General features: G+C 54.1%; 12 protein-coding genes. 6 read left to right on the top strand and 6 right to left on the bottom strand.

Annotated elements, in window-relative coordinates; genetic code table 11:
• Positions 1–70: 70 nt before the first annotated feature.
• Positions 71–877, top strand: a complete 807-nt coding sequence (locus TH4_RS20595) for a hypothetical protein (RefSeq protein ID WP_157097696.1) — start codon at positions 71–73, stop codon at positions 875–877.
• Between the two features lie 11 nt (positions 878–888).
• Here TH4_RS20595 and TH4_RS02500 read toward each other — a convergent pair whose 3' ends face one another.
• Positions 889–1,689 (bottom strand): AraC family transcriptional regulator, encoded by an 801-nt coding sequence (locus tag TH4_RS02500; protein ID WP_083996947.1) that lies wholly within the window; start codon positions 1,687–1,689, stop codon positions 889–891.
• A 155-nt stretch (positions 1,690–1,844) separates the two neighbouring features.
• On the opposite strand from TH4_RS02500, the gene TH4_RS02495 reads away from it, so the two are divergent.
• Complete coding sequence (locus TH4_RS02495) at positions 1,845–3,125, top strand: MFS transporter (protein ID WP_157097695.1); 1,281 nt, start codon at positions 1,845–1,847, stop codon at positions 3,123–3,125.
• Positions 3,126–3,278: 153 nt separating this feature from the next.
• Positions 3,279–5,240 (top strand): bifunctional 2',3'-cyclic-nucleotide 2'-phosphodiesterase/3'-nucleotidase, encoded by a 1,962-nt coding sequence (locus TH4_RS02490; RefSeq protein ID WP_064779781.1) that lies wholly within the window; start codon positions 3,279–3,281, stop codon positions 5,238–5,240.
• A 100-nt stretch (positions 5,241–5,340) separates the two neighbouring features.
• Here the strand turns inward: TH4_RS02490 and TH4_RS02485 are convergent, their stop codons facing one another.
• The gene (locus TH4_RS02485; protein ID WP_063088632.1) at positions 5,341–5,781 is read right to left on the bottom strand and encodes a GcrA family cell cycle regulator; all 441 of its coding nucleotides are present in this window, start codon (positions 5,779–5,781) and stop codon (positions 5,341–5,343) included.
• Between the two features lie 199 nt (positions 5,782–5,980).
• Here TH4_RS02485 and TH4_RS02480 point away from each other — a divergent pair, with 199 nt between their 5' ends.
• The 3 genes from TH4_RS02480 (at position 5,981) to TH4_RS02470 (ending at position 7,825) form a co-directional block, all read left to right on the top strand.
• Positions 5,981–6,640 (top strand): NnrU family protein, encoded by a 660-nt coding sequence (locus TH4_RS02480; protein WP_064779780.1) that lies wholly within the window; start codon positions 5,981–5,983, stop codon positions 6,638–6,640.
• Positions 6,641–6,766: 126 nt separating this feature from the next.
• Positions 6,767–7,228 carry a hypothetical protein gene (locus TH4_RS02475; RefSeq protein ID WP_064780015.1) on the top strand — a complete coding sequence of 154 codons (462 nt, stop codon included), beginning with the start codon at positions 6,767–6,769 and terminating at the stop codon, positions 7,226–7,228.
• A gap of 114 nt (positions 7,229–7,342) precedes the next feature.
• Complete coding sequence (locus tag TH4_RS02470; RefSeq protein WP_063088634.1) at positions 7,343–7,825, top strand: hypothetical protein; 483 nt, start codon at positions 7,343–7,345, stop codon at positions 7,823–7,825.
• 80 nt (positions 7,826–7,905) lie between these two features.
• On the opposite strand, the gene TH4_RS02465 is transcribed toward TH4_RS02470, so the two are convergent.
• The 4 genes from TH4_RS02465 to TH4_RS02450 all read right to left on the bottom strand — a co-directional run bounded on the left by TH4_RS02465 (position 7,906) and on the right by TH4_RS02450 (position 13,303).
• Complete coding sequence (locus TH4_RS02465; protein ID WP_083996946.1) at positions 7,906–8,769, bottom strand: NUDIX hydrolase; 864 nt, start codon at positions 8,767–8,769, stop codon at positions 7,906–7,908.
• A 59-nt stretch (positions 8,770–8,828) separates the two neighbouring features.
• Complete coding sequence (locus tag TH4_RS02460) at positions 8,829–9,155, bottom strand: hypothetical protein (protein WP_063088636.1); 327 nt, start codon at positions 9,153–9,155, stop codon at positions 8,829–8,831.
• Positions 9,156–9,702: 547 nt separating this feature from the next.
• Complete coding sequence (locus TH4_RS02455; protein ID WP_064779779.1) at positions 9,703–12,153, bottom strand: bifunctional diguanylate cyclase/phosphodiesterase; 2,451 nt, start codon at positions 12,151–12,153, stop codon at positions 9,703–9,705.
• Positions 12,154–12,274: 121 nt separating this feature from the next.
• Positions 12,275–13,303 (bottom strand): M23 family metallopeptidase, encoded by a 1,029-nt coding sequence (locus TH4_RS02450; RefSeq protein WP_064779778.1) that lies wholly within the window; start codon positions 13,301–13,303, stop codon positions 12,275–12,277.
• Between the last annotated feature and the right edge of the window lie 114 nt (positions 13,304–13,417).

Here is a 13,417-nt window from a genome sequence, read left to right as displayed (position 1 = left end):
TGTATTGCAGTGTGTATTTCTGTTTCCTGATCCAGGCATAAATGCGCATCAGACCGGATAGTGTATCTGGGTGCTGTTGGCTGCTGCGTGCTTTTCCAAAGCCGAAAAGCTGGGTTTTGCCACGTTTTTTGGACAATCTGCATATTCATATGGATGGAATGTGCAATTCCAGCAAACAACCTGTGGTATTTGTGGATTAAATAATAAGACACATGTCCGTTCACAGAGTGGGAATATCTGCGTTCAAGTAAGGGCATGGATATCAGAGAAGCGCATTTATTACGCTCTGGGGAAAGAGATGATGTCGTACGAACCACATCCGGCACGCCGGAAGGGTGAGGTTAATTGTACCGGTCATGGACGTGACTGGGGACAAAACAGCCATATTCTTCCAGGGCGTCGCGTCAATGAGCCCAACCATCAGGCTTGGAAAAGCCGTATGGCAGCGGGCATACACAAATACGAGCCTTCCGATGCAGACGGTGATGGATTATTTGCCGACTACATAGAAGAAGCTTCGGTCGCCGTGACCCGAACCTTCGAAAACAGCGTCGGGATGCTTAAATCCGTGATGGAAATGATGGCCTTCCTTGAAGGCATCCGCGTCATGCATCATGACGGTGCCGTTGCACCGAAAGCGGATAAACGCCTTGATCGTCTGAGCAATGGCAGGTTTACCAATCGGGCGTCGGAAAACGCGACGCATGAAAGAAACGGCTTGTCCTCGGAATTCATGGTTCAGCTTCACAACATGTGCACCAATGGGCAGAAGCCCTGCCCGGACCATGTGAAAGTGACGAAGCGGTACGGAACATATCTTGAGCCCGAGCACGAGATCATTCCGCCAAAACCACGTGTAACCCGTTACGACCACTGAGCATCCCGGGCCTAGCGAAAATAGCTGCCCGGTGTGCGGCCTGTGACCTTGCGAAACATTGCGATAAAGGCCGATGGGGTCTCATAGCCAAGATCAAGTGCGATCTCGGTCACCGGACGGTCATTGGCGAGCTTTTCAAGCGCATGGAGCAGACGAAGCTTTTGCCGCCATTCGCGGAATGGCATGCCGGTTTCGCGCTGAAAAAGCCGGGCAAGCGTCCGGCTTGAGGCGCCGCATACCTTTGCCCAGTCCTCAAGCGTGCGGTTATCAGCCGGATCGCCTTGCAGATGATCGCAAATGCGTGCCAGTCGGGTGTCCTTGGGCGCAGGCAAGTAAAGCTTGTCCTGATCTGGCGCCTTGATCTGATCAAGCAATACGCGGATCAGGCGGCCTTCCTCCCCATCTTCATCATATTCGACCGGGATTTCGGTTGCGGCCCGGATCAGTTCGCGCAAAAGCGGACTGACTTCCAGAACCATGCAGCGATCGGGCAGGTTGGCGGCAACGTCCCGACCGATATAAAGGTGGCGCGCCCGGGTAAAGCCGGTGCAGGTCACGGCATGCTGCGTGTGGGGTGGGACCCAAACCGCGCGCTGTGGCGGCACGATCCACATCCCGGCCTCTGTCACCACGGTCATCGTGCCCTCAATCGCATATAAAAGCTGGTTCCAGTCATGGCTGTGTGCCGCAACATGATAGCCGGCAGGCATATCACTGACGCGGACATATACCGCGCGTGGCAACTCACGCGGGCGGGGGACCTTGTTGTGATGTTCCGGACGTCCGTCAAAGGTATTGAGGATATGAACCATGATGCGGCGACATTCAAATCTGTCTTGATTGCGATATATGATGGCAGATTACCGCAAGACAGACGGATCGGACAGGTTTAACTTGGTCGCATTCCAAAACGCACAAGATGTGACAGGGGCGTCGCCACCACAACGATCCTGTCCTCGGAGGTACAATGTCCAAGGAAATCATACCGGAAGCCAGCAATCACGCGGCCCCACTTGGTGATGCGCCCGATGCCCCCAATAATGTGAGTGCAGCCCCGGTTCATAAGGGTTGGCGCAATCCGGAAGTTCTGCTGATCGTTATGGCGGCCGCCATGCCGCTGTCCTTTTCGACCTGGATGGCACTACTAAACAACTTTTCGGTCGAAATGGCCGATTTCACCGGCCGCGAGATCGGCATTTTGCAGTCCTTGCGTGAAATCCCCGGTTTCCTTGCGTTTACCGCGATTTTTGTGCTGCTGGTTCTGCGTGAACAGACCTTTGCGGTTCTGTCACTGCTCGTGCTTGGCATTGGCGTTGCCATATCGGGCTATTTCCCGACCGTGATCGGGCTTTATTGCACGACGGTTTTGATGTCGATCGGCTTCCATTATTTCGAAACCATGCAGCAGGCCTTGTCACTGCAATGGGTGCGTAAGGATCGCACCGCCATGGTCATGGGGCGGCAGCTGTCGGCAAAATCAATCTCGTCGCTGATCATGTTTGGCATGGTTTGGGTGATGCTCGAAGTCTTTGCTGTTGAGTATCGCTATGTCTATCTGTTCGGCGGTGCGCTGACGATCATGGCTGCCTTGTTTGTCTGGGGGGCGTTTCCGAAATTTGCCGATGCCCATCCGCAGAACAAGAAGCTGATCCTGCGCAAACGCTATTGGCTTTACTATGCGCTGACTTTCATGAGTGGTGCACGCCGTCAGATCTTTACCGTGTTTGCCGGCTTCCTGATGGTCGAGAAGTTCGGTTATGACGCAGCAACCATCACCTTGCTGTATCTGCTTAACCACGTGATCAACATGTTCCTGGCCCCCAAGATCGGCAAGATGATCGGCAAATGGGGCGAACGCCGTGCGCTGGTCTTCGAATATGTCGGACTGTTCATTGTTTTCGTCTCCTACGCCTTTGTCGAAAACCACATTCTGGCCGGTGGTCTTTATGTGATTGACCATCTGTTCTTTGCGCTGGCGATCGCTATCAAGACCTATTTCCAGAAGATCGCCGATCCGGCTGACATCTCCTCAACCGCCGGGGTCAGCTTTACGATCAACCATATCGCGGCTGTTTTCATCCCGGCGGCCTTTGGGTTGCTTTGGCTGATATCACCGGGCGCAGTGTTCCTTGCCGGGGCCGCCATGGCCTTTGTCTCGTTGGTTCTGGCCCTGAACGTTCCACACGATCCAGAGCCCGGAAACGAGGTCATTCGCGGATACAAATCAGCCGCGATGCAGCCAGCCTGATCGTCAAATACCTCCCTGACCAGAAACGCCTGCCACAATCGGCGGGCGTTTCTGTTTGTGTTTGCCCTGCCTTTTTCGCAAAATCTTCAAAACCCCGCCATTTAAACGGGATTACAGTTTCGCGGTTTAACGCATAAGCAGGGACACGGCTCGATGGTATTCATTCACAAAAACGCTGCCCGGATGACCGGGATTTCGATGGCACTTGCACTGGTAAGCAGCACGGCATTGGCCGACAGCACGGTGTCATTGCGCATCCTCGAAACCACCGATATCCATACGCATCTGGTTAATTACGACTATTACCGTGATGGTGAGTCAGACACGGTTGGTCTGGCAAAGGTCGCGACCCTGCTTAAAACCGCGCGTGGCGAGGCAGAGAACGTTGTCTTTATCGATAATGGTGACCTGATCCAGGGCAATCCGCTTGGCGACTATATGGCCAAGGAACGAGGCCTTAAGGATGGTGATGTCCATCCGGTCTATAAGGCGATGAACCTCCTTGGCTATGACGCGGCCAATATCGGGAACCATGAATTTAACTATGGCCTCGATTTTCTGGGTAAATCATTGGCCGGTGCCAACTTCCCCTATGTCAGTGCCAACGTCTTTGTTGATGATGGCGATGACAATCCCGACAACGACAAGCCGTATTTCGAACCCTATGTGCTGCTGGATCGGGAGTTTACCGATAATGACGGCAAGGTGCACAAGGCGAAGGTTGGTGTGATCGGGTTTGTGCCGCCCCAGATCATGCAGTGGGACAAGGCCAATCTGGAAGGCAATGTGATTGCAAAAGACATTGTCGAGATGGCAAAAAAATATGTCCCGGAAATGCGCGAAAAGGGTGCGGATATCGTCATTGCTGTTCCGCATTCCGGCCTGTCGACCATGGCGCGCAATGGCATGGAAGAAAATGCCACCTATTACCTTTCCGAAGTCGATGGCATTGATGCGATCCTGTTTGGCCATGCCCACACTGTGTTCCCGTCTGAGACCTTTTCTGATCTTGAGGGTGTCGATATTGCCAAAGGCACGATCAACGGCGTTGCCGCGGTGATGCCGGGCTTCTGGGGCAGCCATCTTGGCGTGATTGATCTGACCTTGAATGTGTCCGATGACGGCGAATGGAGTGTCACCGACAGTCTGTCGGACGCACGTCCGATCTATCAGCGCGAAGGCCGGACGGTGACGCCACTGGTTGAAGCCGATCCGGAAATCATTGCCGCGGTCAAGGAAGAGCACGAAGCCACCATTGCCTATATGCGCGAAGGTGTGGGCACCACATCGGCACCGATCAACAGCTTCTTTGCGCTTGTGGCCGATGATCCTTCGATCCAGATCGTGACCAACGCCCAGAAATGGTATCTCGAAAAGATCCTGAACGGATCGGAATATGATGGCATCCCGATCCTGTCGGCCGGGGCGCCGTTCAAGGCCGGTGGTCGCGGTGGTCCGGACTACTTCACCGACATTCCCGAAGGCAAGATTGCGCTTAAAAACGTCGCGGATCTTTATATCTATCCAAACACCGTGCGCGCAGTATTGCTTGATGGCGATCAGGTGCGCGAATGGCTTGAAATGTCAGCAGGCCAGTTCAATCAGATTGATCCAAACAGCAGCGAAGAACAAGCTCTGATCAACCCGGATTTCCCGACCTATAATTATGACGTTATTGACGGCGTGACCTACCAGATCGATGTCACCAAACCGGCCCGCTATAACAAGGCAGGCGAAGTGATCAATCCCGACAGTCACCGTATCGTCAATCTGAGCTTCGAAGGCAAACCGGTAACAGCCGATCAGAAGTTTGTTGTTGCGACCAACAACTATCGCGCCGGGGGTGGTGGCAATTTCCCGGGCCTTGATGGATCGACCATCATTGTCGAGGCACCCGATGAAAACCGTACGGTGCTTGCCAACTATATCCTGACCGAAAAGGAAATTGATCCGAAGGCGGATGGCAACTGGACCTTTGCCCCGATCGGTGAGGCGTCCGACGTAACGTTTGTTACCAGCCCCAAGGCATCCTCGGCCGTGAACGCACCCGACAATATCAGCTTCGTTGGCGAGGATCAGGAAGGCTTTGCCAAATACGTGCTGCAAACAAGGTAACCAACAGAACCTTGATATCGCCCAACGAAAAAGCCGCCCTGATCAGGCGGCTTTTTCGTATCTCGGTGTCTCTGCAGGCGATTGCCAGGCGCAGAACAGATTATTTCCGGTTTGCAGCCTGCGGGCCTTTGCCGCCGGGGCCACCCTGCTGTGCAGGGGGATTGTCTTCGCGCGGGTTCTTGCCGTTAAGATAGGCCTGTGCGCAATGTTCGTCGCAATAAGGCTTGCTCGGCACGATTTTCTTGCCGCAGAAATGGAAGTCGTCATCGCCCGGATCGCCAAACGGCCAACGGCACATGCCCGGACCAAGATCAAAGATCGAAATGCCTTTGGTCTGCTGTTTGGGGGCCGGTGCTTTTTTCTGTTCTGCTTCCTCGGCGCGGCGCTGGATCGGGGACGGGCGCTTGGGCAGTCCAAGGCGGTGTGCCTTGCCAACGACGGCATTCTTGCCAACGCCCAGTTCTTCACCGATGCGTGCCGTGGTCCAACCCTGATTCCAGAGCGAGGTCAGCAATTCAATCTTTTCCGGCGTCCAGCTCATTTCGAGTATATTCCGTATTTCTTGGTCTGCCGGTCAGAATATCCGGCGGCAGGTGCTTGTTGTTCGATGTCAAACAGGGATACAGAGGTATCCGCTAATATCGTGTAACGCAAGGGTCTTGGAGATTCGCACCCCGGCCCGTCTGCGCGAACAGGGCAATTTGCATGTTGAAGCCACAATGTAAAGAGGGGATCGCGTTTTGGCAGGGTTTTTCATCGCAGTGACCGTTTTCCTTGCAGGCCATATTATTCCGGGCTTGCTGCGCGAAAGGCTTGTAAGACGTATCGGCTACCGCCCCTATATTATTGCATTCTCGATCCTGTCAGTTCTGCTGTTTGGGTGGGTCATTCACGAGGTTTTGGTCGCGGAGTCGTTTTTGCTCTGGGACTACCAAATCTGGCAGGCACAGCTCCTTGTGGTTGTCATGTTGCCTGCCTGTATTTTGTGGGCCTGTGCCATTCTTCAACCCTGTCCGCTGTCAATTGGCCGAAAAACCGGCTTTGATCCGGCAAAGCCCGGCATCAATCGGTTTTGCCGTCATCCATTGTTATTGGGCATGATCCTTTGGGGTGCCGGACACGCGATTGCCAATGGTGATGTCGTCGCCGTCCTGTTCTTTGGCGGCAGCAGCATTTTTGCCCTGATCGGCTTCTGGCGGATGGAGAAAATACGGCTGCGCGGAATGACAGAAGGCGAACAGGCGATCCTTTTGGCAGTAACCCGACGCTTTTCGCTGTCAGGCCTAAAGGGGGCCTTTCGGGGGCGGGATATCCTTGCCGGGATTGTTCTTTATCTCCTTATCCTGGGTGGACATGGTCATGTGATTGGTGTCGATCCACTTGCAATGGCGGGCTGGTAATAATGTTTTGATCGCAAGGCTTGTCAGCCAAGGTTTTGACAGGGATACTGGGGGTGCGGTGCAGGAAATCTGCGCTGGTCCGCTTTGCCGTATCGTATGGCAAAGGGCAGTTTCAAGCGAGGTAACATGACGTCTCCTCAACTTGCGAGCAGTCTGGCCAAATTCGCCGAAATGGAAGGACGCCACCCGCGTCTTCTTCTGGCGACGGCATCCTCCGTCGAAGAAAAACACCACAAACATGTCGCAACCCTGTTTGCCGATGGCGGGTTTGACGTCGATGTGGCACCCCGCCATTCCGACGCACAATCCATTGCCCTGCAGGTGATTGATTGCGACGCCGATATCCTGCTTCTGATCCGCACGTCGATGACGGCAGAAGATCGGGTCAGTGTTGCAGATCTGATTTCCGCACTCGATGCACTGGACGCTGAATATGTCAAAGTCGGTATTGTCGGTCATGCTGATGATCCGGCCGCGGGGAATGTCGACTTTGTCTGTGATCTTGAACATCTGCAAACAAGCGACTGCGAGGCACTGATCGACTACATTCTGGCAGTTGAAGAAACCCGCGTCGCACAACATATTTAGAACGCTGCAAAATTTCGCCGTCTTTCGGTGCAATGTTTTCGAAACTCTTTGGGCGCATACTGATCGCACATCAGTTGCACCCGAAGGCGGGATGTTTAATCAAGGGATGATTTGATGGGATTGCTCAAGGAAACGCTGATGCGCGTCTTTGTCGGCAAAAAAGGCCGGGATGCGATTCAGGCTTATAATGACGCGCAATCCCTGCATATGCGTGACAGCGCCACTGCGGAAAAAACAGCCGCTCAGGCGCGTCAGGCACGTCGCATCGAAGACCGCGCCCTTGCCCATCAGGAAGAAGGCATGTCGCTGGAAGAAGCCCGTGCGCTTGCGCTTGCCGAAACCCTGACCGAACAGGCCGACGCACCGCATACTGAAATCATGAAGGCGCTGAATGCCGCCGATGCCAAGCTTGGCAAAAAGAAAAGCAAAATCGCAACGCCTGAGGACGAACGTCGTCAGGAACTGATCAATGAGGCGGTCAAGGCGCTGCGCAGCAAACAAAGTGACCTTGATCAGCTGGATCCCGATCTGCGCGCCAAGCTGACGGTAATGGCCGTTGGCGCATTGATGGGCGGGCCAAACACGCCGCGTCAGTAAGTTCTATAAAGCTCTGAGCAGATGGCACCACCCGGATCGGGTTGGTGTCATTCTTGTTTGCGGTGTCGGCAAAGGACGGATCAGGGCTCAAGGCTGCGGTGAAGGCCGGTGACAAGTTCGCAATAGGATGGCTCGTTATCTGCCGTGAGATAGCCGTGGCGGATCAGAAAATCGATCACCACCAGGGCGCAATTGAACTTGAAATCAAATCCGGTGCGGACGATTTCGGCCACTTCGGCGATTGGTAAAAGATCAAATTGCGCGACCTCGCCATCGGCGCAATGCGGCACAAAATCCTCTGGCAATTCAAGATCGAAATTGACCATCACATCGGGTTTCAAACCTTCGTTGGTTTCATACAGATATGACACCGTGCCGATCGCCACGACCTTTTCAGCGAGGCTTGCTGGAATGCCGGCCTCTTCGGCGCATTCCTTGATCATGTTTTCGCGGAAACCAAGGCCGGTCGGTTGGCCACCCGCGACCATGTTATCGAGCATGCCGGGGTAGGTCGGCTTGTCCAGCGCGCGTTTGGCAATCCACATGTGAATCCCATCCGCCTTGCGGACAAAGCCGTTCATATGCACGCCCCACGACCGGCATCCGAAATAGGGCATGGCAAAACGATCCAGCTGGCACAACGGATCGTCGGAAAGCCGATTGCGGATATCAAACTTCTCGCCATGCAGGTGCTTGATTACGCCTTGTTGGCACAGGGCCTCGGTCGCCTCAATCAGGGTCTGGTTACGCGCATCAACGGTTTTGATGTGCGGGCCAAAACCATATTCGCCGTTCTCGTCACGGATGAAGCTGTCCCCAAGCGCGGTAAGGGCGCTGGCAAATTCTGACCGGATAGCACCGACCGGAAGATCGCCAATGCGAAACCGGGCATAGCGCGACAGATTGGTGTTGTTGCACGCGCGGATATGATCAAGATAGGCCAATTCAGAACTCCTGTCGGGCAGAGGCACTGCCAGTTTTGCAGTGCCGCAACCAAGACAGCCTACGCGCTAAGCGCTGAGTTTGAATAGCCTTTTTCCGATGTCAGAACCGTATTCACGTGGATGATCTGACGCAGGCATCGCGCGATGTGCTCGGCAACTTTGGTTTCAAGTTGCTGGACCTGGATGTCGATCTGAAGTTCCTCGTAACCGCGCAGACCATTGGCAACGGTTGAATGCCAGCTGGCAGGAACCAGATTACGCTTGGCAAACAGTTCGAGAACGCGCGGCATCACATCCGGTTCAGCAGCGGCGTGAACGGAAAAACAGTAAACGGATTTGGGGGTATGTGCGTCCATTGCGGACGCAGCAAATGCATGATCAGTCATGACAATGCTCACAGATATTCAGTGCATCAAAAAGGCGAACAGATACGTCCCGGTGTCCTTAGACAACCGGGCTGATAATTCGCGCAATGATGACCGAAAAGACGCTGTGATGTGTCATGGAGCTATTTAAAAGAAGGTCTCTTCAAAACCAGTTGGTTTGCCAGTTGGTTTGAATGGGGACGCTAATGATGAAAGCGAAGCGTAGGTCAGATGACCAGAAGCGATGCGATGACGGCCAGAATGGTACCGGCGAACAGGATTTCCATCGAACGGGCGATCTGCTGTTCACGGGCAATGGCGATTGCAACTGCTTTGCGCTTATTCATCATGTTTACTCCGTCTTATGACAGGTAGTGTCAATGTGCCGGGCTCGGCACACGTCAAATATAGGCAGGCAGATGGCCGAGTTACAAGAGTTGTTGCTCAAAAAACGTCAAAAAACTTTCAACCTCATGGAAAAGGTCACGTTTTTGCTGCCTGTTTTGTCACAAATTGCAATGGCCCTGCCTGTTTGAAACGCATTATGCCTTTTCCGGTTCCATAACAATCAAACGGTTTCAATGCCGCTATCCCGATTCGCAGTGGTTTCGGGGAATTCCGTCGGATTTACGACATGTGCGTAGTCGCTTATCGGCTTGGGATATCCGTACTTGTAACCCTGCACAGAGCGGCAATCATGATCGTTCAGGAAGCTTGCCTGTTCGTCGGTTTCGACCCCCTCTGCAATCACCTCGAGGTTGAGGTCGCGGCTCAGATTGATCACCGCACGGACGATGGCAATCGCCTGATCGTTGCTGACCAGCTTCTTGATAAAGGACTGGTCGATCTTGATGCGATCCACCGGGAAGTTCTGCAAGGTCGCAAGCGACGAATAACCGGTGCCGAAATCATCCATGGCAATCCGCACACCCAGCTTCTTGATATCAGAAAGGATCTTCATCGAGCGCGCCGGATTGTGAATAAGGGCTGTCTCGGTGACTTCCAGTTCAAGGCGTTTCGGATCAAGACCGGTTTCGTTCAGGATCTCGGCAACCAGTTCCGGCAATTCATGTTTCTGCAATTGAACCGCTGACAGATTGACCCCGATACCAAGCGGATTTTTCCAGCGTGCAGCCTCTTTGCAGGCGGTTCTAAGCACCCATTCGCCCAGCGGCACAATCAGGCCGGTTTCCTCGGCAATCGGAATAAACCGTCCGGGCGGGATCGATCCCAGTTCCGGATCGGTCCAGCGCAGCAAGGCTTCAAACGAATGGATCACCTGATCATTACCATCGGTCTCGCATTGCGGCTGGTAATGAAGTTCAAGCTGGCCGTTCTCCATCGCATGACGCAGGTTCGAAGAAAGCTGGCGCTTGAAACGGTATTCCTCGTCCATTTCCGATGAATAGAACACGATGTCATTGCCGCCGGATTGTTTGACCCGATACATCGCAAGGTCGGCATGAAACAGGATGCTTTCGGCGTCATTGCCATCGGTTGGATAATGCGCAATCCCGATACTTGCAGAAAGCTTCGCACGGTGTTCGGCATTGATGAAAACCGGGAGCGCGACACAATCAAGGATTTGCTGGGCGGTTTCGCGCGACCGGGCGATAACGTTATCCATATCTGATTGTTCAGGGTGCGACAGCAGGGCGACAAACTCATCACCGCCAACACGCGCGATCACCACATTATCGCTAAACAGCTCGGCCAGGCGTTCACCCAATTCCCGCAGCGCATGGTCGCCGGCAATATGGCCGAAGCTGTCATTGAGTTCCTTGAAGTGGTCGAAATCAATGCACATCACCGTCAACGGTATGCCGGTTTCATCCGATTGCGTCAGTGCCTCGGCCAGGCGGTCATTGAATGTTGACCGGTTCAGAAGCTTGGTCAGGGCGTCACGTTCTGCCAGAAAACGGATATGGTTTTCTGCAGCATACCGTTCGCGCAGATCACGCAGACCAAATATCACGGTGGCATCCGATATTTCATCGGCGGGAATTTCGCGACGCACGACCTCGACCGGTATGGCGGTATTATTGCTCCAGGACAGGGTCGTTTCCGCATAACCGACCTTTCCTGATTTGAATTCCGCCGGTGTATCGGAAAGCCACTCTGTCAGGAAATCCTGATCAAGAATCTCTGCGCGGGTGACGCCACCCAGTTTCAGGAAGCTGTCATTGGCGTCAATCACCCGCCCATTCTGGGTCAGAACGAGCGCCTCGATGGCGGAATCACCCAGAATGCGCATGCGGTTGCTGACATGATCGCGAAGTTGCCGGTCAACAAGGGCGGTGACAAAACCAATGGCAATCAGCCCGATGGCAACAACGGCGACGCCGACCGCAAGATATTCCTGCGAAATAAGCTGTGCCGGGACCGGGACAGTCGGATCGGGTGTGATCACCAGTGCACCCATCGCGCCGAAATGCATGGTCGCCACCGCGATGGTCAGGTTTGCCTTACCCAGAAGTTTCTGCTGGTCGGTCTGTGCGGTCTTGGCCAGATATAGCGACGCCATGCCGAACAAGGCCCCCATCAGGATGGCGGCAATCACAATATCCATGTGCCAGCTGATAATGCCGGGAACACGGATGGCAGACATGCCGGTGAAATGCATGGCCGAAATACCAAGCCCGACAACAAGGCCGCCGACAAGACGCGACAAGACAAGATGCGACAAGACAAGATGCGGCCCACTGATCGAGGCAATCGCAAACCCGATGGTGGTTGTCACAATCGCAATCGCCAGCGAGATAGCCGTCAGAAGGGGCTCATAGCCAACCGGCACAACCGGGTCATAGGACAGCATTGCGATGAAGTGGGTCGCCCAGATGCCCCCGCCGGTCACAACCCCGGTCAGGAACAGCCATGCGATTTTCTGTCGAAGGCGACCGATGCAGGCGCGTGCGTACAGATTGAATGCGGTATGAATGCCCGCCAGTCCAATAAGAAGGGCAACGAGGACCAGCACGATATCGTGCTGGTGTGCCAGACAGTCATAAATTCTGTACATTCACGCGCCAAATCTAAAATTAATGTAATAGTTTCAACAACTAATACATTTTACTGGTGTAATTTTAAGTCGGCTGGTGTACGTGAAGCAACCCAAATCGGATCTTTCCGGGGCGGGGTCCCTAGCGGATCACGACTTTGCCCTCGCCGATAACGCGCGGGGAATTGTCACCACGGGTAAAGGTGATCTCGCCTTCATAGGTGCCAGCCGGCCATTGGCTGCCGGGGCGGTCCATATTGATAAAGAACCACTTTGCGCGCGGGCCCGCATCGTTGGGCAGATCAATGACAAAGTCGCGATGGCCGCCCTTTCCATCAGGTGTTTGCAGGCTCATGCGGATGACATCGCCATCATTGGCGCCGATCAGATAGGCCCAGAAATAAAGTGCCGGGCTTGTGCGGGGTAGTTCCTGATCCTTGCCATATCCGCGTTTAATGTCGGATGCGTTCGGGCGCGCCATCGAAAAACCATGGCCATAAAGCGTGATCTCGTTATAGCTAAGCTGGGCACGCGCAGACGATGACCAAAGGGCTGCATTTTCGACATTGCAATCGGCGGCACTGCTGGTGCCCATGGCGGTGCCACTGAACGGATCAACAAGTTCGCCATCCTTGCGCAGGTTGAAATGCAGGTGCGGGAAGGTGGCCTGACCGGAAATGCCGATCCGCCCGATCACCTGACCACGGCTGACACGGTCGCCCTGTTTGACCGCAACCCATCCCCGGCGAAGATGGCAATACTGGCTTTGCCAGCCATCATCATGATCAATCAGAATGCCGTTGCCGCATTCGATGCCTTCAAGGCTGCTGGTGGCGATACGACCTGAATCAATATCTTCAACCCCGTCGCGCAGGGCAACGACCGTGCCATCCGCGATCGACAGGACCGGAACGCCATCAAGCATGGTGGCTTCATCCGGGATGGCGAAATCAGTGCCACGATGACCGTCATATGTTGTCGTGCCGCAGGCATAGTCACGAATTTGCGGACCGGCATCATGGTCGACGTAGTGAACAATGTCACAACTGTTGCCGGCACAAACGACTGGCAAATCAAACGGCGGGCCATCTGCAAGGGCGATGCTGCCAAAAGACAGGGTCGCGAACACGGAAAGAAAGAGTGTCCGAATGGATCCTGATCGTTCTGGCATATAGTCCCCCGTTATCGGTTATTGTCGCCAAGCATTGGCATTTCAGTATGAATCACCTTTCTCTAACATAAAGGTGATGAGATATCGAACTGCAAGATGTTGTTTATACATTGC

This window comes from Thalassospira tepidiphila MCCC 1A03514 (assembly GCF_001662875.1).
Classification (GTDB): Bacteria; Pseudomonadota; Alphaproteobacteria; order Rhodospirillales; family Thalassospiraceae; genus Thalassospira; species Thalassospira tepidiphila.
The sequence above is the reverse complement of the archived record's forward strand: the minus strand, read 5'-3'. Positions and strand labels throughout refer to the sequence as shown.